Raw genomic sequence first — 26,742 nt, forward strand, 5'->3', positions numbered from 1 at the left:
AACTCGATGAGGAGGACACGCACATGCTGCGATCCCGGAAGATCTCGCTCGTCGCTGCCGTGGTAGCGCTCCCACTCGCCCTCGCGGCGTGCGGGGGCTCCGGCGGCAGCGGCGGGTCCGACGACCAGACCCTGACGATCTGGCACTACGAGAACGAGGACTCCGCCATGGGCCAGGCATGGGCCAAGGCGATCGAGATCTTCGAGGAGGAGAACCCGGACGTCGACGTAGTCGTCGAGAAGCAGACGTTCGAGCAGATCCAGAAGAACGCCAAGATCGTGCTCACCGGCGACGACGTGCCCGACGTCATGGAGTACAACAAGGGCAACGCGACCGCCGGCCAGCTCGCGGCGCAGGGCCTGCTGACGCCGCTCACCGACGCGGCGACCGACCGCGGCTGGGACGAGAAGCTCAGCGGCTCGCTCCAGACGACCGCGACCTACGACGACCAGGGCCTCATGGGCTCGGGCGAGTGGTACGGCGTCCCGAACTACGGCGAGTTCGTGCAGGTCTACTACAACAAGGACATGTTCGCCCAGTACGGGCTCGAGGTGCCGACGACGCTCGACGAGCTCGAGACCGTCATGCAGGCCTTCAAGGACCAGGGCGTGACCCCGCTCGCCGAGGCCGGCGCCGAGTACCCGATGGGCCAGCTCTGGTACGAGCTCGTGCTCGCGAGCTCCGAGCGCGACTTCGTCGACCAGTACCAGCTCTTCGACGGCGACCCCGACTTCCACGGTCCCGAGATGACGCAGGCCACCGAGACGCTCGACTCCTGGATCAAGGACGGCTACGTCGCGTCCGACTCCGCCGCGCTGACCGCCGAGGACATGGGCGTGTCCTTCATCAACGGCACCTACCCGATGATGGTCTCCGGCTCGTGGTGGTTCGGCCGCATCGTCGAGGAGATGGACGCCGACTGGGGCCAGTTCAACTTCCCCGGCAACACGCTCCAGGTCGGCTCGTCCGGCAACCTCTGGGTCGTCCCGGCGAACGCCGACTCGCCCGACCTCGCCGAGGAGTTCATCGACATCACCCTGCGCCCCGAGGTGCAGAACATCCTCGCGGAGAAGGGCGGCCTGCCCGTCGCCGGCGACGCGTCGGTCATCACGGACGAGCGCACGCAGCAGCTCACCGAGAACTTCCAGGCGATCCTCGACGACGACGGCCTCGCGTTCTACCCCGACTGGCCCGTGCCCGGCTACTACGACGTGATCGTCAGCGAGCTCCAGTCGCTCATCAACCAGTCGAAGTCGCCGACCGAGGTGCTCGACGGCCTCGAGTCCGCGTACGTGGACGGCAAGGCGGACCTGCTCGACAGCTGAGCGGACGCACGCCCGCGGCCGGTCGGGTCCGATCCCAGGATCGCCCCGGCCGGCCCGGGCCCCCACCCGAGCACCTCCCGCGAAAGAGACCGTCATGACCACCCGCACCGACACCGTGCCCGAGGCCGCGCCCGGCCCCGAGCGCGAGGCCACCCGCGCGACCGCGGCGCCGCGACGTCGTCGCCGTCCCGCCTGGGTGCCGTACCTGCCCTACCTCCTGCCCGGCGCGGTGGCGTTCGTCGTCGTGATCGGCTACCCGTTCGTGATGAACGTCTACTACAGCCTGTTCAAGTGGCGCGGCGGCATGGCGCCGATGCGCTGGTACGGGCTGGGCAACTACGCCGACCTCCTGCACGACTCGGCGTTCTGGACCTCGTTCCAGAACTCGATCGCGATGATCCTCGCGATGGTCGTCGCGCCGACCCTCATCGGACTCGTCCTCGCGGCCGTGCTGTTCGACTACCTCGGCCGGCGCTTCGGCCCGCGCGTCGCGGCGTTCCTGCGCGCCACGTACTACCTGCCGCAGATCCTCCCGGTCGCCGTCGCCGGCGTGCTGTGGAACTGGATCCTCAACTCCCAGACCGGCGCGCTCAACGTGATCCTGCGCGGGATCGGCATCGAGAACCCGCCCAACTGGCTCGGCGACACGACGACGGCGCTGCCGAGCGTCATGCTCGTGCTCATCTGGGTGCAGATCGGCTACCCGGTCGTCATCTTCATGTCCGCGCTCCAGCGCGTGGACCCCGAGCTGTACGAGGCGGCCGAGCTCGACGGCGCGGGCTGGTGGCGCCGCTTCGGGGCCATCACGATCCCCCAGATCCGCCCGGAGACGTTCGTCGTGACGCTCACGTGCACGGTCGCCGCGCTCAAGGTGTTCGGCCCCATCTACGTGCTCACGCGCGGCGGGCCCGAGAGCTCGACGCTCGTCCCGAGCTACTACTCGTACCTCAACTTCTTCGACAAGTCGAAGGTCGGCTACGGCGCCGCGGTGGCGACCGTGCTGACCCTCGTCATCATCGTCGTCGCCGTCGTGATCCTCGCGCTGCAGAGCCGCGCCGAGCGTCGTGAGCAGGAGGGCCGCTGATGTCCACCGTCACCACCACCCCCGCGGACGCCGTGGCGCCGGGCGCCGACGCGTCCCACCCCCGCCGCGCTCTGCGAGCCACGCGCCAGGACGAGCGCTACCGCCGCGGGATCGGTCGCTGGTTCGTGCTCGCCGCGGCGATCCTCGTCGCGCTGCTCATGCTGTCGCCGTTCGTCATCATGGTGCTCAACGCGTTCAAGTCGCCGGCCGAGTACTCGCAGGACGGCCCGCTGAGCATCCCGAAGGAGCTCTACCTCGAGGGCGTGCAGAACTTCTGGACGCGGACGAACTTCCCGCAGAAGCTCTGGAACTCCGTCTTCATCTCGGCGCTCGTCGCCGTGTTCGGGACGCTCCTGTCGCTGCTCAGCGCGTACGCGATCGGCGTCGGCCGCATCAAGGGTCGTCTGTGGATCGTCACGCTCTTCCTCGTGGCCAACATGCTGCCGCAGGAGGCGCTCATCTACCCCCTGTTCGACATGGCGCAGAAGGTGGGCCTGTCGAACTCGCAGTGGTCGATCATCATCATCTTCACCGTCATCCAGGCGGCGTTCGGCACGTACCTGCTCGCGTCCGTGCTCGGCACGTTCCCGCCCGCGCTGCTGGAGGCAGCGCAGCTCGACGGCGCCGGCCGCTGGCGCATCCTGTGGCAGGTGGTCTACCCGATCGTCAAGCCCACGCTCGGCGTCCTCATGATCTTCTTCTTCATCTGGACGTGGAACGAGTTCTTCATCCCGCTGGTCATGCTGACCACCAACGACACCCAGACGATCCCCATCGCCCTCGCGTCGCTCCAGGGCGACCGGATGATGGACGCCCCGACGACGAACGCGGGCGCGCTCGTCTCGCTGATCCCCGCGCTGATCTTCTTCCTCATCTTCCAGCGCACGCTCACCCGGGGCGTCACGGCGGGCGCCGTGAAGTGACGCTCGCCGTGTGATGCCGAGCCGCCCCAGGGGCGGCCCCGAGACTCCGATACGCACCGACGAAGGAAGCACCACCCATGAAGTTCACCGACGGGTACTGGCAGGTCCGGCCCGGCATGCACCCGCTCTACGCGGTCGAGGTCGACGACGTCCGCGCGGACGAGGCGGCCGGCACGCTCACCGTGTACGCGCCGACGGCGAAGATCCGCGGCCGCGGTGACACGCTCAACCGCCCGATGCTCACGACGACGTACTCCTCGCCCGCGCCCGGCGTCATCCGGGTGCGCGTGGAGCACCACCAGGGCGCCGTGCGCCGGGGCCCGGCGTTCCAGGTGGCCGGCGAGCCCGGGTTCCGGCCCGAGGTCGAGGTGCACGACGACGTCGCCGTCCTGCGGTCCAAGGACCTCGCCGTGCGCGTGCACCGGGGCGACCGCTGGCGCGTCGACTTCGAGGCGGACGGCGAGGTGCTGACCTCCTCGCTGCCGAAGTCTGTCGGGCACGTCACGTCGGACGACGGCGGCACGTGGACCCACGAGCAGCTCGCGCTCGAGCCGGGCGAGCTCGTCTACGGCCTGGGGGAGCGGTTCGGCCCGTTCGTCAAGAACGGCCAGGTCGTGGACATCTGGAACGAGGACGGCGGGACGTCGAGCGAGCAGGCGTACAAGTCCGTGCCGCTCTACCTCACGACCAAGGGCTACGGGGTGTTCGTCGAGCACCCGGAGAAGGTGTCGTTCGAGGTCGCGTCCGAGGTGAACACGCGCGTCCAGTTCTCCGTCGAGGGGCAGGCGCTGGAGTACCTGGTCATCCAGGGGCCGACGCCCAAGGACGTGCTGCGCCGGTACACCGCGCTCACCGGCCGCCCCGCGCGCGTGCCGGCGTGGTCGTTCGGGCTGTGGCTCACGACGTCGTTCACGACGAGCTACGACGAGCAGACGGTGAACGGGTTCATCGACGGCATGGCCGAGCGCGACCTGCCGCTGTCGGTGTTCCACTTCGACTGCTTCTGGATGCGCGAGTACCAGTGGGTCGACTTCGAGTGGGACCCGCGCACGTTCCCCGACCCCGAGGGCATGCTGCGCCGCCTGCACGACCGCGGGCTCAAGGTGTGCGTGTGGATCAACCCGTACGTCGCGCAGCGCTCGCCCCTCTTCGCGGAGGCCGTGGAGCAGGGCTTCCTCGTGAAGCGCGAGGACGGGTCCGTGTGGCAGTGGGACCTGTGGCAGGCGGGCATGGGCCTGGTGGACTTCACCAACCCCGACGCGACCGCGTGGTACGTGGGGAAGCTCGAGGGCCTGCTCGACCAGGGCGTCGACTGCTTCAAGACCGACTTCGGCGAGCGGATCCCCGTCGACGGCATCGCGTGGCACGACGGCTCCGACCCGCGCAAGATGCACAACTACTACGCCCAGCTCTACAACGAGGCGGTCTTCCGGCTGCTCGAGCGCAAGCGCGGCGAGGGCGAGGCGGTCCTGTTCGCGCGGTCCGCGACGGCGGGCGGCCAGCAGTTCCCCGTGCACTGGGGCGGCGACTGCGACTCGACCTACGCGTCGATGGCCGAGTCGCTGCGCGGCGGCCTGTCGATGTCGATGTCGGGGTTCGGCTACTGGAGCCACGACATGGGCGGCTTCGAGGGCACGCCCGACCCGGGCGTGTTCAAGCGCTGGACGGCGTTCGGCCTCCTGTCGTCGCACTCGCGCCTGCACGGCTCGGGCTCGGTCCGGGTCCCGTGGGCGTTCGACGACGAGGCCGTCGACGTGACGCGCAAGTTCACGCACCTCAAGCTCTCGCTCATGCCGTACCTCGGGCGGGTGGCCGAGGAGGCGCACACCGACGGCGTGCCGATGATGCGGCCGCTCGTGCTCGAGCTCCCGCACGACCGCGCCGGGTACACCGCGGACACGCAGTACCTGCTGGGCGACGCGCTCCTCGTCGCGCCGGTGTTCCGCGCGGACGGCCGCGTGGAGTACTACGTGCCGGAGGGCACGTGGACGCGCCTCGTCCAGCCCGACGACGGCCCCGCCCTGAGCGAGACCGTGACCGGCCCGCGCTGGGTCACCGAGACCCACGGGTTCGACTCGCTCCCGGTGCTCGTGCGCCCGGGCACCGTCCTGCCGGTGGGCGCCCGCACCGACCGCCCCGACTACGACTGGGCCGACGGCGTCACGCTGCACGCGTTCGAGCTGCCCGACGGGTACGACGAGCTCGTGGTCGTCCCGTCGGCAGACGGCGCGCAGGGCGCGACGTTCCGCGTGCGCCGGTCGGGCGCGACGCTCACCGTCTCGTCCGACGACGCCGCGGCGGCCTGGTCCGTGCGGGCCGGATCGGCGACGGCCGAGGCGCACGGCGCGACGAGCGTGACGATCGACCTCGGCTGAGGACGTATCCTGGGCGAGCATGTCATGGAAGCGCTCCCATGACATGCTCGCCCCCGTCCTTCCCCGAGCACCTCCCACCGACCACCCCGTCGCGGACCGCGCCGTCCGCCGACCGAGCAGCGAGGACCCTCGTGACCACCGACACCACCGCCCCTGACGCCGTCGAAACGCAGACCGCGCCCGCGCCGTCGGGCCGCCGGACGTTCCCGACCGACTTCCTCTGGGGCTCCGCCACCGCCGCGTACCAGATCGAGGGCGCCGCCGCCGAGGGCGGCCGCACGCCGTCCATCTGGGACACCTACTCTCACACCCCGGGCCGCACGCTCAACGGCGACACGGGCGACGTCGCGGACGACCACTACCACCGGTGGCAGGAGGACGTGCAGCACGTCGCGGACCTCGGCCTCGGCGCGTACCGGTTCTCCATCTCCTGGTCCCGCGTCCAGCCCGGCGGCACCGGCCCGCTCAACCCCGAGGGCGTCGCGTTCTACTCGCGCCTCGTCGACGCGCTGCTCGAGAAGGGCGTCAAGCCCGTCGTCACGCTCTACCACTGGGACCTCCCGCAGGAGCTCGAGGACGCCGGCGGCTGGGCCAACCGCGACACCGCGTACGCGTTCGCCGAGTACGCCCGCCACATGGCGCGCGAGCTCGGCGACCGGATCGACACCTGGACGACGCTCAACGAGCCCTGGTGCTCCGCCTACCTCGGCTACGGCTCCGGCGTGCACGCGCCCGGCCGCACCGAGCCCGCCGCGGCGCTCGCGGCCGTGCACCACCTCAACCTCGCGCACGGCCTCGCCGTCCAGGCGATCCGCGACGAGCTCGGCGAGGACGCGAAGACGTCCGTCACGCTCAACCTGCACGTCATCCGGCCCGACGACCCGTCGTCGGCCGCGGACCTCGACGCGGTGCGCAAGATCGACGCGCTCGCCAACCGCGCGTTCCTCGCGCCCATGCTCGACGGCGAGTACCCGGCCGACCTGCTCGCCGACACCGCGCACGTGAGCGACTGGTCGTTCGTGCAGGAGGGCGACCTCGAGACGGTGCGCCAGCCGCTGTCGATCCTCGGCGTCAACTACTACTCGACCGTGCGCGTGCGCCACTTCTCCGGCGACGGCGAGCGGTCCGAGAACGACGGCCACGGCGCGTCGAGCCACAGCCCGTGGATCGGCGTCGACGACGTCGAGTTCGTCCAGCAGCCCGGCCCGTACACCGCCATGGGCTGGAACATCGAGCCCGCCGGCATGACCGAGCTGCTCGTGTCCGTCGCGACGACCTACCCCCACCAGCCGATGATGGTGACCGAGAACGGCGCCGCGTTCGCCGACGAGGTCACGGTCGACGCCGCCGGGACCGCCCGCGTGCACGACGACCGCCGCGTCGCGTACCTGCACGACCACGTCGACGCCGTCGGCGCCGCGATCGACGCGGGCGCCGACGTGCGCGGGTACTTCGCGTGGTCCCTGCTCGACAACTTCGAGTGGGGCTACGGCTACGACCGCCGGTTCGGCATCATCCGCGTCGACTACGACACGCTCGAGCGCACGTGGAAGGACTCCGCGCACTGGTACCGCCGCCTCGCGACGTCGAACACTCTCTCCGCGGTCGACGAGACCGCCTGACGGCGGTCGACGGCACCGCCTGTCGCTGAAGCAGACCGTCGTTCGACGAGGGCCCGCCCGGTCGCACCGGGCGGGCCCTCGCGCGCCCTGGCAGGCCGAGAAAGAGCCCCGGTGTGCCGAGGTGGAGCCCTGGTGCGCGGAGGTGGACCCCTGGTGGCCGAGGGAGCGCGGTGGTCGATGATCGGCGACCGGGTGACCTTTCTCGCATGCCGCGCACTCGCCGCGCGACACGCCGAAGGAACGCGACACGCCGACGAGTTGGACGTTCGTCGTGCCCGGATTGGGGTGTTTCGCCGGCCGTCGGTGCGAGTCCGCACGACGGTGGAGGTGGCCCCGCGGGGCGGCCTCACCGAGCCTCACAGGGTGTGGACCGAGGTCGTCCCCACCCTGTGGACGGCGCCCCGCCGTCCGCGGGAGGACGCCGTTCGTGGTGCCTCCGAGCGGTGGACGACGGGCTGTGGACGAGGCTCTCCGAAGGTGTGTCAGAGGGCGGTGGGAGGATGGGTCCGTGGCTCCTAGCACACGCCGACGGGTGAAGTTCGACCACGACATCTAGTGCGGTGGCGCGGTGTCGACCACTAGGTATAGTGGTTGCACACCCAGGGGGCCGGAGGCCTTCTGGTGAATCACACAGACGTAGTTCCACCGGTGTCCTTCGAGGTCAGAGATGTTTCTCCCTCCCCGAGGACCGATCCCGGACAGAGCGCGAGAGACGAGGAGTCACCCCATGAGCGTCACGGTCTACAGCAAGCCGGCTTGCGTTCAGTGCGACGCGACGTACCGCGCTCTCGACAAGAAGGGCATCGAGTACTCCGTCGTGGACATCAGCCAGGACGCCGAGGCGCTCGAGCTCGTGCGCGGGCTCGGCTACCTGCAGGCGCCCGTGGTCGTCGCCGGGGACGAGCACTGGTCCGGGTTCCGTCCCGACCAGATCAACGCCCTCGCGCAGAAGGTCTCGCCGGTCGTCGCCTGACCGGCCTCCCCAGGGCACCGTGAGGTGCCCCGGAACTCGTACGGAAGCAGGCGGAGCAGGGCAGGACGGAGGTGCGTCCCCGTGGGGTCGCTCGTGTACTTCTCCAGCGTCAGCGAGAACACGCACCGGTTCGTCCAGCGGCTCGACCTGCCGGCCCTCGGCATGGACGTGCAGCGCATCCCGCTGCGTCCCACCGAGGGCTTCCTGCGCGTCGAGGAGCCGTACGTGCTCATGGTCCCGACCTACGGGGGCGGCAACGAGGGCGGTGCCGTCCCGCGCCAGGTCGTGAAGTTCCTCAACGACGTGCACAACCGGTCGTTGATCCGTGGCGTCATCGCTGCGGGCAACACCAACTTCGGCGACGCCTACTGCATCGCCGGCGACATCATCTCCGCGAAGTGCCAGGTGCCCTACCTGTACGCCTTCGAACTCCTGGGAACAGCCGAGGACGCCGTGCGCGTCCGCGACGGATTGGGACGATTTTGGCAACGACAGTCACGGATTCCGGCGTGAGCGTGGCAGGCGGTGGCACGATCACCGAGGTACCCCTGGCGAGCGCGCAGCTCGACTACCACGCGCTCAACGCGATGCTGAACCTCTACGGCCCGAACGGCGAGATCCAGTTCGACAAGGACCGCGAGGCCGCGCGCGCGTACTTCCTCCAGCACGTCAACCAGAACACGGTCTTCTTCCACGACCTGCAGGAAAAGCTCGACTACCTGGTCGAGAACAAGTACTACGACCCGGCCGTGCTGGCGAAGTACGACCGCGCGTTCGTGAAGTCCCTGTTCGAGTTCGCGTACGCCAAGAAGTTCCGCTTCGAGACGTTCCTCGGCGCCTTCAAGTACTACACGTCGTACACGCTCAAGACGTTCGACGGGAAGCGGTACCTGGAGCGCTTCGAGGACCGCGTGTGCATGGTCGCGCTCGGCCTCGCGGACGGGAACGAGCAGGCCGCGCTCGACATCGTCGAGGAGGTCATCTCGGGCCGCTTCCAGCCCGCGACCCCCACGTTCCTCAACGTCGGCAAGGCGCAGCGCGGCGAGCCCGTGTCCTGCTTCCTGCTGCGCATCGAGGACAACATGGAGTCCATCGCGCGCGGCATCAACTCGGCGCTGCAGCTCTCCAAGCGCGGCGGCGGCGTCGCCCTGCTCCTGTCGAACATCCGCGAGCACGGCGCGCCCATCAAGCACATCGAGAACCAGTCGTCCGGCGTCATCCCCGTGATGAAGCTGCTCGAGGACTCGTTCTCCTACGCGAACCAGCTCGGCGCGCGCCAGGGCGCCGGCGCCGTGTACCTGCACGCGCACCACCCGGACATCCTGCGGTTCCTCGACACCAAGCGCGAGAACGCGGACGAGAAGATCCGCATCAAGACGCTGTCGCTCGGCGTCGTGATCCCGGACATCACGTTCGAGCTCGCCAAGAAGAACGAGGACATGTACCTCTTCTCGCCGTACGACGTCGAGCGCGTCTACGGCAAGCCGTTCGCGGACATCTCGGTCACCGAGAAGTACGACGAGATGGTCGACGACTCGCGCATCCGCAAGACGAAGATCAAGGCGCGCGACTTCTTCCAGACGATCGCCGAGCTGCAGTTCGAGTCCGGCTACCCGTACATCATGTTCGAGGACACGGTGAACAAGGCGAACCCGATCAAGGGCCGCATCACCCACTCGAACCTGTGCTCGGAGATCCTCCAGGTCTCGACGCCCTCGACGTTCAACGAGGACCTCTCGTACGACCACGTCGGCCGCGACATCTCCTGCAACCTCGGCTCGCTGAACATCGCCAAGACGATGGACTCGCCGGACTTCGCGAAGACGATCGACACCGCGATCCGCGCGCTCACCGCCGTCTCGGACCAGACGAGCATCGAGTCGGTGCCGTCGGTCAAGCGCGCGAACGAGTCGGGTCACGCGATCGGCCTCGGCCAGATGAACCTCCACGGCTACCTCGCGCGCGAGCGGATCCACTACGGGTCCGAGGAGGGCATCGACTTCACGAACATCTACTTCTACACGGTCGCCTACCACGCGATCGCGGCGTCGAACCGACTCGCGATCGAGCGCGGGCGCGCGTTCGGCGGCTTCGAGGACTCGAAGTACGCGACGGGGGAGTACTTCGACAAGTACACGGACCAGGTGTGGGAGCCGGAGACCGAGCGCGTGCGCCAGCTCTTCGCCGACGCCGGCGTGCACGTGCCGACGCAGGACGACTGGAAGGCCCTCAAGGCCTCGGTCATGGAGCACGGGATCTACAACCAGAACCTCCAGGCCGTCCCGCCGACCGGCTCGATCTCCTACATCAACAACTCGACGTCCTCGATCCACCCGGTGCCGTCGAAGATCGAGATCCGCAAGGAGGGCAAGATCGGGCGCGTCTACTACCCGGCGCCCTACCTGACGAACGACAACCTCGAGTACTACGAGGACGCGTACGAGATCGGCTTCGAGAAGATCATCGACACGTACGCCGCCGCCACGCAGCACGTCGACCAGGGCCTGAGCCTCACGCTGTTCTTCAAGGACACGGTCACGACGCGCGACGTCAACCGCGCGCAGATCTACGCGTGGCGCAAGGGCATCAAGACGCTCTACTACATCCGCCTCCGCCAGATGGCCCTCGAGGGCACCGAGGTGGAGGGCTGCGTCAGCTGCATGCTGTAGTCGCCTGAGGCAACTATCGGTTGTCTCGAAGCCCGGCGCCGTCGGCCACTCTCCCGCGGAGGAGCGGCCGACGGCGCAGGTCCGGTCCCACGAAGTCGTCCCGGTCGCTCCGGGGTCAGCAGGAGAGAAGAAGGCAGATGTCGCCCACGGGGAAGCTCAAGCTCATCGATCGCGTGAGCGCGATCAACTGGAACCGTCTCGAGGACGAGAAGGACCTCGAGGTGTGGGACCGCCTCGTCGGGAACTTCTGGCTGCCGGAGAAGGTGCCGGTGTCGAACGACATCCAGTCGTGGAACACGCTCACCGCCCAGGAGCAGCAGCTCACGATGCGCGTGTTCACGGGCCTCACGCTGCTCGACACGATCCAGGGCACGGTCGGCGCGGTGTCGCTCATCCCCGACGCGATCACGCCGCACGAGGAGGCGGTGTACACCAACATCGCGTTCATGGAGTCGGTGCACGCCAAGAGCTACTCGTCGATCTTCTCGACGCTGTGCTCGACGCGCGAGATCGACGACGCGTTCCGCTGGTCGGAGGAGAACCCGAACCTCCAGCGCAAGGCCGAGATCGTCATGGAGTACTACAAGGGCGACTCGCCGCTCAAGCGCAAGGTCGCGAGCACGCTGCTCGAGTCGTTCCTCTTCTACTCCGGCTTCTACCTGCCGATGTACTGGTCGTCGCGCGCCAAGCTCACGAACACGGCCGACCTCATCCGCCTCATCATCCGCGACGAGGCCGTGCACGGGTACTACATCGGCTACAAGTTCCAGAAGGGCCTCGAGAAGCTCAGCCCCGAGGAGCGCGACGAGCTCAAGGCGTACACGTTCGAGCTGCTCTTCGAGCTCTACGACAACGAGGTGCAGTACACGGAGGACCTCTACGACGGCGTCGGGCTGACCGAGGACGTCAAGAAGTTCCTGCGGTACAACGCGAACAAGGCGCTCATGAACCTCGGCTACGAGGCGCTCTTCCCCAAGGACGAGACCGACGTCAACCCGGCGATCCTCTCGGCCCTGTCGCCGAACGCGGACGAGAACCACGACTTCTTCTCCGGGTCCGGCTCGTCGTACGTCATCGGCAAGGCCGTCAACACCGAGGACGACGACTGGGACTTCTGAGACACGTCTTCAGGACCCCTCGCCACGAGGCGACGACGGGGCCCGGCACCGCAGCAACCTGCGGTGCCGGGCCCTTCGCCGTCTGGACCCCGCACGGACCCCGCCGGACCCCGCACGGAGTCCGCCGGACCCCGCACGGGCCTCGACCTGCCGGGCGGCGGGGTGCGTCGTGGTGTCCCGGCCACGGCCGAGCTCCGCGGGCTCTCGTCGACGGCGCAAGAACGTCCCGTATCGCCCTGCGAGGGCTCCGGGCCTACCGTTCGGACGAGACGGGCGTGGCGACAGAGGGGCGACGATGACCTGGCCGATCGGGTACGTGGTGGTCGTGGTGGTCGTCGGCTGGTGCACCTTCTTCGCGGCCGTCGCCCCTCGTCGACCCCACCTGATGGCGCGGGCGAGCTGGGTCTTCGGCATGGTGGTCAACGAGGTGCCGTTCCTGGCGATGTACCTCCTGGTCGCGTCCACCGCACTGGCGGCCGTCGAGGGTGACCTGGGGACGACGGGTGGCCGGGTCACGGCCGGAGCGGCCGTCGTCGTCGCCGCGGGACTGGTGGTCGTCGCGTGGCGAGGCGTGCGCAGCGACCGGTCGGTGCGGCGGGCCTGGTGGAGGGGCTCGGCCCGGACTGGCGGGGGCGCGTGGACGCGCCGCTACGGCGGCACCGTCCCTGGGCCCGGATCCTGCTGACGCCGTTCGTGCGGACGCGCCGGGACGTGGAGCGGATCCGCAACATCGCCTACGGCGACGCCGGTCGCCGCAACCTCCTCGACCTCTACCGGCGTCGCGACGCGCCCCAGGACGCACCGGTGCTGGTCTACTTCCACGGTGGAGGGTTCACCGGAGGGGAGAAGAGCCGCGAGGCGCTGCCGCTGCTGACCTGGCTCGCGAGCCGGGGCTGGGTGTGCGTGAGCGCGAACTATCGGCTGCGCCCCGAGGTCACGTTCCCCGACCACCAGATCGACGCCAAGAAGGTCCTCGCGTGGGTCCGTGAGCACGGTCGGGAGTACGGGGCCGACCCGACGAGGATGTTCGTGGCGGGCAGCTCCGCGGGTGCGAACCTCGCCGGTCTGTGCGCACTCACCCCGGGCGACCCGCGGTTCCAGCCGGGCTTCGAGGAGGCCGACACCACGGTCTCCGGGGCGATCCTGCTGTACGGCTACTACGGGCACTACTTCGGCGCGGAGCCGGCCGGGCCACCGCCCGTCCTCCAGCCCCAGGGGTACGTCCGCGGGGAGGCGCCGCCGTTCTTCGTCGCCCACGGCAGCAAGGACGGCTGGGGGACCGTGGAGGGTGCGCGACACCTCGTGGCGCGGCTGCGACGCGCCGGCACGAACACCGTGGTCTACGCCGAGCTGCCCGGGGGTCAGCACTCGTTCGACGTCTTCCACTCGCCCCGCTTCGAGGCGGTCGTCGACGGGGTGGACGCCTTCACCGCCTGGGTCCTCGCCGAGGCCGGGCGACCCGCGGGCCCGCCGCGGGAGGGTGTCAGTCAGCGGGCCGGGGCTGCGCGCCCTCGACGGGCGGGTCGGCCGACCACGGGAACGTGATCCACAGGTCGGTGTCCTTCCAGGAGTAGTCCGGCTGGATGATCGTGCGCGGCTTGGTATACAGCACCGCGGACCGCGCCTCGGCCCCGTGGGTGCTCAGCATGTCCATGACGAGGGCGAGCGTGCGGCCGGAGTCCGCGACGTCGTCGACCACGAGCACGTGCGCTCCCGGCAGGTCGGACGTGTCCATGAGCGGGGGGAGCACGCGCGGGTCGGTGAGGGTCTGGCCGATGTCGGTGTAGAACTCGACGTTGAGCGTCCCGACGCCCTTGGTCCCGAGCGCGTACGCGACCGCGCCGCCCGGCAGGAGCCCGCCGCGCGCGACGGCGACGACGACCTCGGGCCGGAACCCGCTCGCCACGACCTGCTCGGCGAGCTCGCGTGCGGCGACGCCGAACGTCTCCCACGTGAGCACCTCGCGCTCGGGCGGGTCGGCGGGGCTCGGCGCCGACGCGTCGTCGGGTACGGCGGGGACCGGGGTCGTGGAGGCGTCCGTCATGGATCGAGAGTACGTCGTGCGACACGCGGGCCCCGCCCGGCTCGGGTCCCGACGAGCCGGGACCCCCGTCCCGGACCCGGACCGGTCCCGGACGCGACGAGGGCCGCACCCCGTGGCGGGGTGCGGCCCTCGTCGGGTCAGGCGAAGGTCACTGCGCGTCGAGGATGTCCACGACGAAGACGAGCGGGGAGTCCGCGGGGATCGTGCCGCTGCCCTGCGCGCCGTAGCCCAGCTCCGACGGGATGACGAGCAGCACCTGGCTGCCCACGGTCTGCCCGGCGAGGCCCTGCGTCCAGCCCGGGATCACCTGCTGGAGCGAGAAGCTCGTGGGGGCGCCGCGGTCCCACGACGAGTCGAAGACGGTGCCGTCGAGCAGCATGCCCGTGTAGTGGGCGGTGACGGTCTGGTCCTCGGTCACGACCGGGCCGCTGCCCTTGATGAGCGTCTGCGCGACGAGCTCGGTCGGGGCCTCGTAGCCCTCGGGGATCTCGATGGTCGGCTTGCCGGTGTCGTCGAGCGTCACGGTCGGCAGGCCCTCGGCGGGCGTGACCGCCTCGCCCTCGGCACGCGACGGGATGGTCTTCACGCCGGTGACCTCACCGATGGTGAGGTAGGTGATCGGCTCGCCGGTCGTCTGGTCCGTCGTCGGGTTGGCGAACAGGAAGCGGGTGCCGACCTTCTTGCCGACGACGACGTCGAGGAGCTGCGGGAAGATCGAGTCGTCGATGAGGAGCTGCTCGGGGGAGCCCGTCTCCCACGTCGACCCCATCCTGGCGCCGTCCGTACCGGAGAACGCGGCCGTGTGCATGGTGATCTGCTGGCCCTTGGCGATCTCGTCGCCCTCGCCGTCGTCCAGCGAGATGGCGGCCGCGGCGGAGACCTCGAACGGCTGGTCGAACTCCACGGTGGGCTCGGCGCCCGGGTCGCCGGTGACCGTCACGGCCTCGAGCGCCGCGACGTCCTCGGGCGACGACGTCGCGGCATCGCTGGCGCCGTCGGTCGCGGACGGGCTCGACGACGTCTCGTCGCCGGAGCCGCCGCCCTCCGAGGCGCAGCCGGAGAGGACGAGGGCGGCGCCCAGGGTGAGCGCGGCGACGCCGCGCAGGGTGCGGTGCTTCACGAGAGGGGGTCCTTCGGTCGGTGGGACGACGCGGGGCCGTCGGGTCTGGGCCGCACCCGCACGACGGCGGTCGTCGGCGTCCCGGGTCGGGGTCGCCTCGCGTCCGCGTGCCGGGTGCAGCACCGGCGCGGACACTCTAGCGGTCCTGCCTGGACTCCCGCTGGGAGCCGCCCCGGCCGTGTGCCCGGGGGAGAATGGGTGCATGCCGTCCCGTCGACCGTCCCGCAAGCGACCGTGGGGAGCGGAGCCCGCGCCCCTCGACCTGGACCGTGCCCTCGGCGGCGCGCGCCGCGAGTCCGGGGCCGACGGCGAGTGGCAGGTCCGCACGGTGCGCGGCGGGTCCAAGACGTACCTGTGCCCGGGGTGCAACCAGGAGATCCCGCCCGGGACGGGGCACGTCGTGGCCTGGCAGGAGGACTCGTTCTTCGGTGCCGAGACGGCGCTCGACCACCGCCGGCACTGGCACACGTCGTGCTGGCAGGCGCGCGGGCGTCGTCGGCCCCGGTAGAGGTCCGCGGCTGACGAACTAGGCTCGACCACGATGAGCACCGCACCCGAGCCCGCCGGGGCCGACGTCCCGGCCGGTCCTACCCCCATCCGGTCCCTGACGGTCCTGCCCGCGCGGCGCGAGGACGTCGAGCTGCACACCGCGGACGGGCTGACGCTCGTCGGCGAGCTCGCGCTCCCGGCCGACCGCGACCCGGTCGCGACCCTGGTCACGCTCCACCCGCTGCCGACGCACGGCGGCTACATGGACTCGCACGTGTACCGGAAGGCGGCGTGGCGCCTGCCCGCGCTCGCCGACCTCGCGGTGCTGCGGTTCAACACGCGCGGGACGTCGTCGCCGCGCGGCACGAGCGAGGGCGCGTTCGACGGCGGCGAGGCGGAGCGCTTCGACGTCGCCGCCGCGATCGAGCTCGCCGAGTTCCGCGACCTGCCGCACCGCTGGCTCGTCGGGTGGTCGTTCGGGACCGAGCTCGCGCTCAAGCACGGCACCGACCCGGCGGTGGAGGGCGCGATCCTGCTGTCGCCGCCGCTGCACCGCGCGACCGACGAGGACCTCGACCGGTGGGACGCGTTCGGCAAGCCCCTCGTCGTGCTCGTCCCCGAGCTCGACGACTACCTGCGCCCCGACGAGGCGCGCCGACGGTTCGCGCGCGTGCGCAACGCCGAGGTGATCGGCGTCGACGGCGCCAAGCACCTGTGGGTGGGGGAGTCGTCCGTGCGTCGCGTGCTCGACGAGATCGTCGGCCACGTCCGCCCCGGGTTCCCGCTGCCGCTGCCGACCGCGTGGTCCGGCGACGGGACCGCGGCCGTGACGGCCGAGCGCGACACCGCGGACTCCGACCAGGCGAGCTACGACGCGAGCCGGTCGGACGGCGTCGACGACTGACGTCCCGGCAGGACGGTCGCGGCCGTGGCACGGTGGGACGAGACCTGACGACGGAAGCACGACCTGAGGAGGACGACGTGACGACGGCCCCGCTCGAGACCTTCACGCTGCGCGAGGGGTACGGGACCCCGCTCGTGCTGCTGCACGGCTTCCCGCTGGACCACCGCATGTGGGCCGACGTCGCGGCCGCGCTGCCGGGCGAGCCCACCGTCGTCGCGGTCGACCTCCCTGGGCTCGGCGCGAGCCCGCTGGCGGGCGAGCCGGCGTCGATCGACACCTCGGCCGACGCCACCGCCGCCGCGCTCACCGCGGCGGGGATCACGCGCGCGGTCGTCGCGGGGCTGTCGATGGGCGGCTACGTCGCGCTCGCGCTCGCGGAGCGGCACCCCGACCTGGTCGCCGGGCTCGGGCTCGTGGACACCAAGTCGACCGCCGACACCGACGAGGCCCGCGCCAACCGGCTGCGCGTCGCGGACGAGGCCGCGCGGTCCCAGACCGTCGACGCCGTCCTCGGCATGCCGGGCGTGATGCTCGGCGAGACGAGCAAGGCCGCGCGCAAGCACCTCACGGCACGGCTCGAGGAGTGGATCCGCGGGCAGCGGCCCGACGGCGTCGCGTGGTCGCAGCGCGCCATGGCGGCCCGGCCGGACCGCACCCACGTCCTCGAGGGGTTCTCCGGCCCGGTGGCCGTCGTCGTGGGGGAGGAGGACGCGCTCACGCCCGCGGCCGAGGCCGAGCACATGGCCGACGCCGCACCCACGGCGCAGCTAGTCCAGGTACCCGGCGCCGGGCACATGAGCGCGGTCGAGGACCCGGCCGCCGTCGCGGACGCCCTGGCCGACCTCCTGGCCCGCGCCTCGGCCTGAGCCGGCACCCCGCGTCGGCGGGTCGGAGCGGTCAGCGGTCGTCGAGCACGAGCGCGAGCGCGTCCGCGAGGTCGATCGACTCGCCGTCCCGTCCGCCCTTGCCGAGCACGATCGGCGGGTCCGACGGCTCGACGGTCACGCCGCGCAGGCGCCCCAGCAGGCTGCCGGGCACGCCGAGCACGTAGAACTCCCCGTCCTCGCCGACGGCGACGCTGCGGTTGCGGCGCAGGTACCAGCCCGTGAGCGGGGTCCGGTAGGTGGCCGTGCCGTCGAACGAGCGGGCGCGCAGCGGCTCGGGCGCGAGACCGCGCTCACGGGCGCGGACCACGAACTCGGCGAGGAGCGCGCGTGCCGCGGCGCTCTCCCGCGCGCGCTGGCGGTCGAGCTCGCGCTGCTGGTGCGCTGCGGCCTCGGTCCGCTGCCGACGCCAGTCGTCGGCAGCGGACCCGGAGCGGCCCGTGGGGTCCGCGGAGGACACCGGTCAGGCCGAGGCGGGGGCGTCGGTCTCGGCCTCGGCGTCCACCTGGCCCGCGGGGCGACGCTTCGTCGGGGCGGCGGACGCGCCCTGCTGGTCCGGCTCGTCGGCGACGACCGGGAACTCCGCCGTCATGAGCGTCGCCGCGCGCGCCTGCTGCGCGGGCGTGCCCGCGGGGACCGCCGCCTTCTTCGCGGGAGCCTTCGCGGTCTCGGCCTCGCCGCCGAGGAGCCCGCGCAGCTCGTCGAGATAGGTGTTGATCGAGTCGTGCTGGCGCGTGAGGTCCTCGAGCTGACGTTGGGCGACGTTGCGCTGCTGCTCGGCCTCCGCCTTCGCGTCGCTCACGGTCTGGTCCGCGAACGACCGCGCCTCGGCGACGATCTGGTCGGCGTTGCGACGGGCCGTCGACATGAGGTCCTTGACGTACGAGTCGGACTCCCGGCGGACCTTCTCGGCCTGCTCCAGCGCGAGCGCGACGCGCTTCTCCGCCTCCGTCGCGTGCTCCTCGGCCGTCGAGACCAGCTTCTCCGTCTCGGCCTTGGCGGCGGCGTGGCGCTCGGCGTTCTCGCGCTCCGCCTCCTCGCGGCGACGCACGACCTCGAGCTCCGCGTCGGCGAGCGCGGTGCGGGCCTTGTCGCGCAGCTCCTCCATCTCCGACGTGACCGCGTTGGCCGCCTCGGTGGCCTTGCGCTGCGCCTCGTCGACCTGGCGCTGCGCCTCGCGGCGCGCGTTCTCCAGGAGCTCGGCGGACTCGCGCTCGGCGGCCTCGCGCTGGGCGGCGGTCTCCGCCGCGACGCGGGCACGGAGCTCGGCGGCCTCGCGCTCGGTCGTGACGCGCAGCTCGGTCGTCTCGCGCTCCGCCGTCGCGCGCAGCGTGCCGAGCTCGCGCTCGAGCGACGCGCGGCGCTCGCTCTCCTCGGTGGCGATCGCGCTCTGGATGCGAGCCGCCTCGCGCTCGGCGGAGCCGACGAGCTCCTCGGCGCGGCGCTGGGCGCTGAGGAGCGTGCCCTCGACCTCCGACGCGCTCGTGGCCCGGATCTCCTCCGACTCGAGCCGCGCGCTGTTGAGGAGCTCGGCGACCTCGTTCTCGGCGCGGGACCGCACCTGGCCGGCAGAGAGCTTCGCGCGCGCCATGATGTCGGCGGCCTGGGCGTTGGCTTGGGAGAGGATGTCGGCGGACTGCTCCTCCGCCGAGCGCATGAGCTGCTCGATGCGGGAGCCGAGGCCGGCGTACGAGGGGCGCTCCGCCTCGCGGAGCTGACGCTGCGCGTCGGAGAGCTCGCTCGTGAGCTGCATGGCGCGGGCGTCCGCGGCCTCGACGCGCGAGCGCGCGTCCTCCACGGCCTTCTCCAGCTTCGCGAGCTGTGCCTCGACCTGGACGCGGTCGTACCCGCGCATCGTGATGGGGAAGAGCGTGCGCTCGTCGGACACGTCGATGACCTCCGGTGCTGGTTCGTCGCGGCGTCCGCCGCCGGGCGGCGTCCCCTCGCGAGGAGGGAGGGCGCGGCGGTCGTGCCACGGCCCCGCCGTGCTCCGACCAGGATACGGGGATCGGGCTGTCCTGAATACCCGGATTGGAGCAGGTGAGACGATGGTCGCAGTGCTGCGGGACGGAGGGCACGGGGGAGGCCACAGGCCGGTCCGACGGCGTCGCGCGCGCTCTTCCTGAATCCCGGCTGACGAGCGTGGGACCGAGGGGAGAGGGGCTCGTGAACGGATCGTGAGGATCCGCGCACGATTCCCCGAGGTCGATCTACAAGGGGTTTCGCACCTATTCTGGAACGTCGATCGACGAAGGGAACCTCGGTGCTCCAACGAATCATCGCTGCCCTCCTGCTCGTGGGAGGGCTCGTCGCCGTCGGCCTCGGCGTCGCGTCCGCCACGGTGTGGCGGGACAGCGACACGGTCGTGGCGACCACGGCGTACACGGGGGACGGCACCCTGCTCGTCACCGAGCCCGGGGTCCTGGACCTCGTCGCCGAGGACGTGACGATCCGCGCCACGGCACCGGGCGAGCAGCAGGTGACCCTCGCGATCGGCCGCGAGGTCGACGTGACCGGCTGGGTCGGGGAGGACGCCCACGGCGTCGTCACCGGGCTCAGCGACTGGGACGCGCTCGCGACGCGCGCCGTCGAGCCGTCCGCCGCAGAGGAGACGCCCGCCGACGGCGAGACCCCGGCCGACGGAGAGTCTCCCGCCGAGGGCGAGGCGTCGGAGGAGACGCCCGCCGACGGCGAGGCCGCCGCCGAGGGCGAGACCCCCGCGGAGGGCGAGACCCCCGCCGACGACGAGACACCGGCCGAGACGACGGTCGTCGGCGTCGACCCCGCCGGGTCGGACATGTGGTTCGAGGAGTCGACGGGCGCCGGCTCGGCCAGCCTGCGCTGGTCCGACCAGCCCGGCCGCTGGCAGCTTCTCGTGGCCGGCGTGGGTGAGGGCGCCGTCGCCCCGACGCTCGAGCTGTCCTGGCCGCGCCAGGTCGAGACGCCGTTCCTGTGGCCCGGCGTGATCGGCGGCGCGGTCCTCATCCTCCTGGGCCTCGGCATCGGCGCGGCGAGCCTGCGCCCCAAGCGCCGTGGACCGTCGGGACGCGGCACCGCGACGTCGGCGACCCCGGCCGTCGCCCCGGCGGCAGCGCCGCCCGCGCCGTCGGGCGAGGGCGACGGCGCGACCTCCGACGGCGAGGTGCCCACCGACACCGCGCAGGTGCGCATGCTCACGCGGCGCGAGCTGCGCGAGCGCGAGGAGGCGGACCGCCTCGCCCAGCAGCAGGCGCGCGGGCAGAAGCCGCGTCGCGCCTGGCTCACCGGCCAGATCCCGATCGTCGCGCGCGGCGAGCGGCGGCCCAAGACCGCGGCGCAGCCGACCGTCGACGCCGCGGACGCGCACCCGACCAGCCAGGACAGCGCGGCGACACGTGCCGACGCCTGGCGCCGGGCGTGGGGATTCACCCCTGGTACGGGGGCGGGCGAGACCGCGGACCCGCAGCGCGACACGGACGAGACGAAGGACAGCACCCGATGACCAGCACCGCCCGCGACACGGCCCGCGCCCGCCGCGCCCGCCGTCCCCTCGCCGGGGTGGCCGGCGGTCTGGTCGGCGCGCTCCTCCTCGCCGCCTGCTCCGCACCTCTGCCGACGCCGCAGCCGGACCCCACCCAGGACCCCCCGCCTCCCGTCCTCTCCGAGGCGCAGGAGACCGAGGTGCTCGACGCGGTCGCCTCGGCGCTCGCCGCGGCGAGCGAGGCGAACGACCCGGCGCAGCTCGACGCGCGCGTCACCGGCCCGGCGCTCGCGATCCGCACGAGCCAGCTCGCCGTCGCCGCAGCACGCGGCAACGCCGACCTCGTGACGGAGCTCCCCACCGAGGCGCAGCAGGTCGTCATCCCGACGACGCAGACCTGGCCGCGCACCTCGTACGCCGTGAGCGTCCAGCCCGAGAGCCTGCAGACCCCGCGCCTGTCCGTCCTCGAGCAGGCCGGCGCACGGGATCCCTACCAGCTCTGGGCCTGGGTGCGGCTCCTGCCTGGCGTGACCATGCCGAGCTTCGCCGACCCGAGCATCGGGAGCGAGGCCGTCGCCCCCGACGACTCGAGCCTCCTCGTCACGCCCACGGACGCCGTCGCGCAGTACGCCGACGTGCTCAACCTCGGGACCGGGTCGGGCTTCGTCGGCACCTTCGAGGACGACTCCTTCCGGACGCTGCTCGCGGAGCGCGCCCAGGCCTGGGCCACGGCTCTCGAGCCCGCCGCCGGCGCGTACGCGCTGACGTTCACCCCGAACGCCGACGAGCAGGTCCGCTCGGTGCGCACCGCGGACGGTGGCGCGCTCGTCGTGGGCGCCATGACGTCGCAGGAGACGATGACGGCGGAGGAGGGCGCGCAGGTCCCCCCCGACACCGAGACGATCAAGGCGCTCTACGGTGGCGCCGCGCCGACGAACGTTCTCAAGGTGGGCTACGTGGACGTCGTCGCCCTCTACGTCCCGCCGGCCGGGTCGGAGGAGAAGATCCGCGTCGTGGGCAACGAGCACGTCGCGACGTCGGTGGCGAACGCCTGACGCTCCGTAGGATTGCGACCATGAGCGAACCTACCCAGCCCGCTTTCGACGTGCGCGGAGCGGTCGACCTGTCCGCGCTGACCCGCCCGCAGTCCCCGCCGCCGGGGGAGGAGGGCGGCGCGCCCGCGGCCGGAGGCTACGTCGTCGACGTCACGGACGAGACGTTCGGCCAGCTCGTCCAGGACTCGACGCAGTACCCGGTCGTCGTCCTGCTGTGGATCCCGACCGACCAGGCGAACGCCCAGCTCGGCACCGACCTCGGCGCGCTCGCCGACGAGTACGCCGGCCGCTTCCTCCTGGCCCGCGTCGACGCCCAGACCTACCCGCAGATCACGGCGGCGTTCCAGGTGCAGGGCGTCCCGACGGTCGTCGCCATCCTCCAGGGCCAGCCGGTACCGCTGTTCCAGGGCGCCGCGCCTGCCGAGCAGGTGCGCTCGGTGATCGAGCAGGTGCTCCAGGCCGCGGAGGCGAACGGCGTCACCGGCCGCGTCCCGGCCCAGGGCGGCGACGGCGAGCCGGTGCCCGCCGAGCCCGCCCCGGAGCCCGAGCCCGAGCTGCCGCCGCTGCACCAGGAGGCGTACGACGCGATCGAGCGCGACGACCTCGACGCCGCCGTGGCGGCCTACGAGAAGGCGATCAAGCAGGACCCGCGGGACGCGCTCGCCGTCGCCGGGCTCGCGCAGGTCCGCCTCCTGCAGCGGACGCGTGACGCCGACCTCGCGACCGTCCGCGCCGCGGCCGCGGACGCCCCGGGGGACGTCGACGCGCAGCTCGCCATCGCCGACCTCGACATCCTCGGCGGTCACGTCGACGATGCGCTCGGCCGCCTGCTCGACCTCCTCCCCGGCGCGGACGCCGACGCCAAGGAGAAGCTCCGCGTCCGCCTCCTCGACTACTTCGAGGTCGTCGGCCCCACCGACCCCCGCGTCGGCAAGGCCCGCCAGCGCCTCGCGATCAGCCTGTACTGACGCACCTGCACCTGCACCTGCACCTGCACCTGCACACGGACGCGGACGATCGGCGGCCGGTCACCCACGGTGACCGGCCGCCGTCGCGCTGAGGAGGCAGCGCAGGAGGTGGGACGAAGCCGGGTGGGTGGGGTGATGGCGCCGGGTCGTGGCGGGCCTGGCGGGAGCCGCGAGGAACGAGCGGCGGATGGTAGACCCGGCGCCGCCACCCCACCCACCACCCAGGGCGACCAGGCCTCGACGTCGGCAGACCAGGCCTCGACGTCGGCAGACCAGACCTCTACCTCGGCGACGGGACGAGGTACAGCGCGCCGAGCGGGGGCAGGCGCAGGGTCGCGGAGTGCGCGCGGCCCTTCCACGGGACGGCCTCCGCCTCGACCTCGCCGAGGTTGCCGACACCCGACCCGCCGTAGACCTCGGCGTCGGTGTTGAGCACCTCGCGCCACGCGCCGCCCGACGGCAGGGGGAGGCGGTAGCCCTCGTGCGGCGTGCCGGCGAAGTTCACGACGACGGCGACCTCGCCCCCGTCGCGCCCGCGGCGCACGTAGGCGAGGACGTTGTGGTCGGCGTCGTCGGCGTCCAGCCATTCGAAGCCTGCCGGGTCGTGGTCGAGCTCCCAGAGCGCGGGGGTCGCGCGGTAGAGCGCGTTGAGGTCGCGCACGGCGCGCTGGACGCCCTGCCGCCCGGGGTCGGCGGCGAGACCGTCCCAGTCGAGGGAGCGGCCCTCGTTCCACTCGGAGTGCTGGCCGATCTCGCTGCCCATGAAGAGGAGCTGCTTGCCGGGGTGGGACCACTGGTAGGCGAGGAACGCGCGGACGCCGGCGCGCTTCTGCCAGTCGTCGCCGGGCATCTTCCCGTAGAGCGAGCCCTTGCCGTGCACGACCTCGTCGTGGCTGATGGGCAGCACGAACTGCTCGGAGTAGGCGTAGACCATCGAGAACGTGATCTCGTGGTGGTGGTAGCGGCGGTTGATCGGCTCCTCGGCGACGTAGCGCAGGGAGTCGTTCATCCAGCCCATGTTCCACTTGAGCCCGAACCCGAGGCCGCCGGACGACGTGGGCCGGGTGACGCCCGGCCACGCCGTCGACTCCTCGGCGATCATCATGACGCCGGGCGTGCGCCGGTAGGCGGTCGCGTTGGCCTCCTGGAGGAACGCGATGGCCTCGAGGTTCTCGCGCCCGCCGTGCACGTTGGGGTGCCACTGGCCCGGGCCACGCGAGTAGTCGAGGTAGAGCATGGACGCGACGGCGTCGACGCGCAGCGCGTCGACGTGGAACTCCTCGAGCCAGTACGTCGCGTTGGCGACGAGGAAGTTGCGGACCTCGTTGCGCCCGAAGTCGAAGACGAAGGTGCCCCAGTCGGGCTGCTCGCCGCGCAAGGGGTCGGCGTGCTCGTAGCAGGGCGTGCCGTCGAACCGCGCGAGGGCCCACTCGTCGCGCGGGAAGTGCGCGGGGACCCAGTCGACGACGACGCCGACGCCCGCGGCGTGCAGGCGGTCGACGAGGTACCGGAAGTCGTCGGGGTGCCCGAAGCGTGAGGTCGGGGCGTAGTAGCCGGTGACCTGGTAGCCCCACGACCCGCCGAACGGGTGCTCGGCGACGGGCAGGAGCTCGACGTGGGTGAACCCCTGCTCGACGACGTACGCCGTGAGCTGCTCCGCCAGGTCGCGGTAGGACAGCCCCTGACGCCACGACCCGAGGTGGACCTCGTAGATGCTGAGGGGCTGCGTGTGCGGGTCGTGGGCGGCGCGCGCGGCGAGCCAGTCGTCGTCGGTCCACGCGAACTGCGACTCGACGACGATGCTGGCCGTCGCGGGCGGCACCTCCGCGCCCTTGGCGAGCGGGTCGGCCTTCTGGCGCCACGAGCCGTCGGGGCCGAGGATCTCGTACTTGTAGCGTGCGCCCGCGCCCACGCCAGGGACGAACAGCTCCCAGACGCCGCTCGAGCCGAGCGAGCGCATCGGGTGCGTCGCGCCCCAGCCGTTGAAGTCGCCGATGACGCGGACCGCGCGCGCGTTGGGCGCCCACACGGCGAACGCGGTGCCGGCGGTGTCGCCGAGCGCGCTGGGGTACGTGCGCAGGTTGGCGCCGAGCACGCGCCACAGCTCCTCGTGCCGGCCTTCCCGGAGGAGGTGCAGGTCCACCTCGCCGAGCGTGGGCAGGAACCGGTAGGGGTCGTCGGCGGTGGTGGCCTCGTGGCCGTAGCGCGCCCGGACGCGGTAGTCGGGGGCGTGCCGGGTGCCGTCGGCGTCCTGGTGCACGGGCACGACGGCGGCCCACACGCCGTCCTGCTCGTGCGCCGCGGGGTGCTCGCCGTCGGTCGTGACGACGACGACCTCGTCGGCGAGCGGGCGCAGCACCCGGACGACGGCGCGCGCGTCGTCGGCGTCGGGCGCGAGGTGCGGGCCGAGCACGGCGTGCGGGTCGAACGTGCGCCCGGCGGCCGCGGCCGCGAGCGCGTCCGGCGGCACGACGACGGGCGGCGGGGCGGGGGAGGCGGCGGACCCGGTCATGGGCCCAACCTTTCCACGTCTGCGGCACCGGGACACGACGGGCTCGCCGGGCGGTCGCAGTAGGCTCGCGACCTGGAGGAAGGAGTGTCGTGGCGAGGATCACCATCGCGGACATCGCGCGGGAGGCCGGGGTCTCGACCGGCGCGGTGTCGTACGCGCTGAACAACCGGCCGGGGGTGTCGGAGGCGACCCGCGCACGGATCCTCGCGATCGCGTCGGACCTGGGCTGGGCCCCCAGCTCCGCGGCGCGGTCCCTCTCGGGCGCGCGGACGGAGACCGTCGGGCTGGTGCTCGCGAGGGACCCCGGGATGCTCGGGGTCGAGTCGTTCTACATGCAGTTCCTCGCCGGCATCGAGTCGGAGCTGTCGCAGCGCTCGTACGCCCTCCTCCTGCAGGTCGTGCCGGACCAGGAGACGGAGCTGCGGGCGTATCGCGCGTGGCGTGCGGCCCGGCGGGTCGACGGCGTGATCCTGGTCGACCCGAGCGTCGACGACCCGCGCATCGCGATGTTCTCGGAGCCGGAGGCGCTGCCCGCGGTCGTCGTGGGGGACCCGGCGCTCGCGGGCGGCCTGACGAACGTCTGGACGGACGACGCCGCGGCCGTCCGCGAGTCGGTGCGGTACCTGCATGCCGTCGGGCACCGCCGGATCGCGCGGGTCGCGGGGCTGGAGGGGTTCGGCCACACCGGGATCCGCGACGAGGCGTTCCGCGACGAGATCGCGACGCTCGGTGCGGAGGGTGTGGTGGTCCGGACCGACTACTCGGCGGTCCAGGGTGCGGTGGCGACCCGCACGCTCCTCACCGGGACGGACGCGCCCACGGCGATCATCTACGACAACGACGTCATGGCGGTCGCGGGGCTGGGGGTCGCGAGCGAGATCGGCGTCCGCGTGCCGCAGGACGTGTCGATGATCGCCTGGGACGACTCGCCGTTGTGCGAGGCGACGTTCCCGCGGCTGTCGGCGCTGAGCCACGACGTGACGCGGTACGGCGCGCACGTGGCCCGGCGCCTGTTCGACCGGATCGAGGGGAAGGTCGGGGGAAGCTTCCTCGACTCCACGCCGACGCTGCGCCCGCGCGGCACGACGGCACGCCGCTCGTCCTGACGCGCTTCACCACTCCTCGCACGAGCCTGGGGTCCGATATCTGTTCGTTATAGATCGCCGGTGGACTTACGAGAACTTAAGCGCTTCACTAGTCGTGTCGCCAGTGATCGC

The 26,742-nt window shown here is 71.9% G+C and carries 23 protein-coding genes; 18 read left to right on the forward strand and 5 right to left on the reverse strand.

All coding sequences use genetic code 11. The features are described 5' to 3' along the window. Positions 1-23 precede the first annotated feature (23 nt). The 11 genes from ACFC2L_RS10730 (at position 24) to ACFC2L_RS10780 (ending at position 13,634) form a co-directional block, all read left to right on the forward strand. On the forward strand, positions 24-1,325 hold the full coding sequence (locus tag ACFC2L_RS10730) for an ABC transporter substrate-binding protein (RefSeq protein WP_375824290.1): 1,302 nt from the start codon (positions 24-26) through the stop codon (positions 1,323-1,325). Positions 1,326-1,419: 94 nt separating this feature from the next. Further along, entirely contained in the window at positions 1,420-2,409 is a 990-nt protein-coding gene (locus ACFC2L_RS10735; RefSeq protein ID WP_375824291.1) for a carbohydrate ABC transporter permease, read from the forward strand. Then, positions 2,409-3,332 carry a carbohydrate ABC transporter permease gene (locus ACFC2L_RS10740; RefSeq protein WP_375824292.1) on the forward strand — a complete coding sequence of 308 codons (924 nt, stop codon included), beginning with the start codon at positions 2,409-2,411 and terminating at the stop codon, positions 3,330-3,332. Before ACFC2L_RS10735 ends, ACFC2L_RS10740 begins: the two co-directional genes overlap by 1 nt. 77 nt (positions 3,333-3,409) lie before the next feature. Further along, the gene (gene yicI, locus ACFC2L_RS10745; RefSeq protein ID WP_375824293.1) at positions 3,410-5,707 is read left to right on the forward strand and encodes an alpha-xylosidase; all 2,298 of its coding nucleotides are present in this window, start codon (positions 3,410-3,412) and stop codon (positions 5,705-5,707) included. A gap of 131 nt (positions 5,708-5,838) precedes the next feature. Further along, positions 5,839-7,329, forward strand: a complete 1,491-nt coding sequence (locus tag ACFC2L_RS10750) for a GH1 family beta-glucosidase (protein WP_375824294.1) — start codon at positions 5,839-5,841, stop codon at positions 7,327-7,329. Positions 7,330-8,056: 727 nt separating this feature from the next. Then, positions 8,057-8,302 carry a glutaredoxin-like protein NrdH gene (gene nrdH / locus ACFC2L_RS10755; protein ID WP_047232913.1) on the forward strand — a complete coding sequence of 82 codons (246 nt, stop codon included), beginning with the start codon at positions 8,057-8,059 and terminating at the stop codon, positions 8,300-8,302. An 81-nt stretch (positions 8,303-8,383) separates the two neighbouring features. Beyond that, a complete protein-coding gene (gene nrdI / locus ACFC2L_RS10760; protein WP_024839279.1) occupies positions 8,384-8,815 on the forward strand; it encodes a class Ib ribonucleoside-diphosphate reductase assembly flavoprotein NrdI in 432 nt (143 codons plus the stop codon). Beyond that, positions 8,785-10,971 carry a class 1b ribonucleoside-diphosphate reductase subunit alpha gene (gene nrdE, locus ACFC2L_RS10765; protein WP_375824295.1) on the forward strand — a complete coding sequence of 729 codons (2,187 nt, stop codon included), beginning with the start codon at positions 8,785-8,787 and terminating at the stop codon, positions 10,969-10,971. Before nrdI ends, nrdE begins: the two co-directional genes overlap by 31 nt. 137 nt (positions 10,972-11,108) lie before the next feature. Next, a complete protein-coding gene (gene nrdF / locus ACFC2L_RS10770; RefSeq protein WP_375824296.1) occupies positions 11,109-12,089 on the forward strand; it encodes a class 1b ribonucleoside-diphosphate reductase subunit beta in 981 nt (326 codons plus the stop codon). A 295-nt stretch (positions 12,090-12,384) separates the two neighbouring features. After that, positions 12,385-12,774, forward strand: coding sequence for a hypothetical protein (locus tag ACFC2L_RS10775; RefSeq protein WP_375824297.1), 390 nt, complete (start codon positions 12,385-12,387; stop codon positions 12,772-12,774). 26 nt (positions 12,775-12,800) lie between these two features. Further along, complete coding sequence (locus tag ACFC2L_RS10780; protein ID WP_375824298.1) at positions 12,801-13,634, forward strand: alpha/beta hydrolase; 834 nt, start codon at positions 12,801-12,803, stop codon at positions 13,632-13,634. Here the strand turns inward: ACFC2L_RS10780 and ACFC2L_RS10785 are convergent. After that, a complete protein-coding gene (locus ACFC2L_RS10785) occupies positions 13,573-14,133 on the reverse strand; it encodes a phosphoribosyltransferase (RefSeq protein ID WP_375824299.1) in 561 nt (186 codons plus the stop codon). The genes ACFC2L_RS10780 and ACFC2L_RS10785 overlap by 62 nt on opposite strands. 148 nt (positions 14,134-14,281) lie before the next feature. Beyond that, complete coding sequence (locus ACFC2L_RS10790) at positions 14,282-15,253, reverse strand: FKBP-type peptidyl-prolyl cis-trans isomerase (protein WP_375824300.1); 972 nt, start codon at positions 15,251-15,253, stop codon at positions 14,282-14,284. 202 nt (positions 15,254-15,455) lie between these two features. Here ACFC2L_RS10790 and ACFC2L_RS10795 point away from each other — a divergent pair, with 202 nt between their 5' ends. The 3 genes from ACFC2L_RS10795 (at position 15,456) to ACFC2L_RS10805 (ending at position 17,512) form a co-directional block, all read left to right on the forward strand. After that, positions 15,456-15,761, forward strand: a complete 306-nt coding sequence (locus tag ACFC2L_RS10795; RefSeq protein WP_047232918.1) for a hypothetical protein — start codon at positions 15,456-15,458, stop codon at positions 15,759-15,761. 33 nt (positions 15,762-15,794) lie between these two features. Next, positions 15,795-16,646 (forward strand): alpha/beta hydrolase, encoded by an 852-nt coding sequence (locus ACFC2L_RS10800; RefSeq protein WP_375824301.1) that lies wholly within the window; start codon positions 15,795-15,797, stop codon positions 16,644-16,646. 77 nt (positions 16,647-16,723) lie between these two features. Then, positions 16,724-17,512: an alpha/beta fold hydrolase gene (locus ACFC2L_RS10805; protein ID WP_375824302.1), complete on the forward strand. Its 789-nt coding sequence runs from the start codon at positions 16,724-16,726 to the stop codon at positions 17,510-17,512. A gap of 31 nt (positions 17,513-17,543) precedes the next feature. On the opposite strand, the gene ACFC2L_RS10810 is transcribed toward ACFC2L_RS10805, so the two are convergent. Next, a complete protein-coding gene (locus ACFC2L_RS10810) occupies positions 17,544-17,990 on the reverse strand; it encodes a hypothetical protein (RefSeq protein ID WP_375824303.1) in 447 nt (148 codons plus the stop codon). A 3-nt stretch (positions 17,991-17,993) separates the two neighbouring features. Further along, complete coding sequence (locus ACFC2L_RS10815; RefSeq protein ID WP_375824304.1) at positions 17,994-19,418, reverse strand: hypothetical protein; 1,425 nt, start codon at positions 19,416-19,418, stop codon at positions 17,994-17,996. Between the two features lie 375 nt (positions 19,419-19,793). On the opposite strand from ACFC2L_RS10815, the gene ACFC2L_RS10820 reads away from it, so the two are divergent. The 3 genes from ACFC2L_RS10820 to ACFC2L_RS10830 are packed head-to-tail and all read left to right on the forward strand — an operon-like array spanning position 19,794 to position 23,013. Further along, positions 19,794-21,011, forward strand: coding sequence for a hypothetical protein (locus ACFC2L_RS10820; RefSeq protein ID WP_375824305.1), 1,218 nt, complete (start codon positions 19,794-19,796; stop codon positions 21,009-21,011). Beyond that, positions 21,008-22,045, forward strand: a complete 1,038-nt coding sequence (locus tag ACFC2L_RS10825; protein ID WP_375824306.1) for a hypothetical protein — start codon at positions 21,008-21,010, stop codon at positions 22,043-22,045. The genes ACFC2L_RS10820 and ACFC2L_RS10825 overlap by 4 nt, the downstream gene beginning before the upstream one ends. A gap of 20 nt (positions 22,046-22,065) precedes the next feature. Then, positions 22,066-23,013 (forward strand): co-chaperone YbbN, encoded by a 948-nt coding sequence (locus ACFC2L_RS10830; protein WP_375824307.1) that lies wholly within the window; start codon positions 22,066-22,068, stop codon positions 23,011-23,013. Between the two features lie 280 nt (positions 23,014-23,293). Here the strand turns inward: ACFC2L_RS10830 and glgB are convergent, their stop codons facing one another. Then, positions 23,294-25,525 carry a 1,4-alpha-glucan branching protein GlgB gene (gene glgB, locus ACFC2L_RS10835; RefSeq protein ID WP_375824308.1) on the reverse strand — a complete coding sequence of 744 codons (2,232 nt, stop codon included), beginning with the start codon at positions 25,523-25,525 and terminating at the stop codon, positions 23,294-23,296. Positions 25,526-25,614: 89 nt separating this feature from the next. Here glgB and ACFC2L_RS10840 point away from each other — a divergent pair, with 89 nt between their 5' ends. Continuing rightward, positions 25,615-26,631, forward strand: a complete 1,017-nt coding sequence (locus tag ACFC2L_RS10840; protein WP_375824309.1) for a LacI family DNA-binding transcriptional regulator — start codon at positions 25,615-25,617, stop codon at positions 26,629-26,631. Positions 26,632-26,742: the final 111 nt, after the last annotated feature.

The sequence above is a fragment of the Cellulosimicrobium sp. NPDC055967 genome, assembly GCF_042269845.1.
In the GTDB taxonomy this organism is placed as follows: domain Bacteria; phylum Actinomycetota; class Actinomycetes; order Actinomycetales; family Cellulomonadaceae; genus Cellulosimicrobium.

Excerpts from the sequence above, each read along its gene's own strand:
- ACFC2L_RS10730 (WP_375824290.1), top strand. The coding sequence starts at position 24 with ATGCTGCGATCCCGGAAGATCTCGCTCGTCGCTGCCGTGGTAGCGCTC.
- ACFC2L_RS10735 (WP_375824291.1), top strand. The coding sequence starts at position 1,420 with ATGACCACCCGCACCGACACCGTGCCCGAGGCCGCGCCCGGCCCCGAG.
- ACFC2L_RS10740 (WP_375824292.1), top strand. The coding sequence starts at position 2,409 with ATGTCCACCGTCACCACCACCCCCGCGGACGCCGTGGCGCCGGGCGCC.
- yicI (WP_375824293.1), top strand. The coding sequence starts at position 3,410 with ATGAAGTTCACCGACGGGTACTGGCAGGTCCGGCCCGGCATGCACCCG.
- nrdH (WP_047232913.1), top strand. The coding sequence starts at position 8,057 with ATGAGCGTCACGGTCTACAGCAAGCCGGCTTGCGTTCAGTGCGACGCG.
- nrdF (WP_375824296.1), top strand. The coding sequence starts at position 11,109 with ATGTCGCCCACGGGGAAGCTCAAGCTCATCGATCGCGTGAGCGCGATC.
- ACFC2L_RS10775 (WP_375824297.1), top strand. The coding sequence starts at position 12,385 with ATGACCTGGCCGATCGGGTACGTGGTGGTCGTGGTGGTCGTCGGCTGG.
- ACFC2L_RS10785 (WP_375824299.1), bottom strand. The coding sequence starts at position 14,133 with ATGACGGACGCCTCCACGACCCCGGTCCCCGCCGTACCCGACGACGCG.
- ACFC2L_RS10795 (WP_047232918.1), top strand. The coding sequence starts at position 15,456 with ATGCCGTCCCGTCGACCGTCCCGCAAGCGACCGTGGGGAGCGGAGCCC.
- ACFC2L_RS10800 (WP_375824301.1), top strand. The coding sequence starts at position 15,795 with ATGAGCACCGCACCCGAGCCCGCCGGGGCCGACGTCCCGGCCGGTCCT.
- ACFC2L_RS10825 (WP_375824306.1), top strand. The coding sequence starts at position 21,008 with ATGACCAGCACCGCCCGCGACACGGCCCGCGCCCGCCGCGCCCGCCGT.
- ACFC2L_RS10830 (WP_375824307.1), top strand. The coding sequence starts at position 22,066 with ATGAGCGAACCTACCCAGCCCGCTTTCGACGTGCGCGGAGCGGTCGAC.
- glgB (WP_375824308.1), bottom strand. The coding sequence starts at position 25,525 with ATGACCGGGTCCGCCGCCTCCCCCGCCCCGCCGCCCGTCGTCGTGCCG.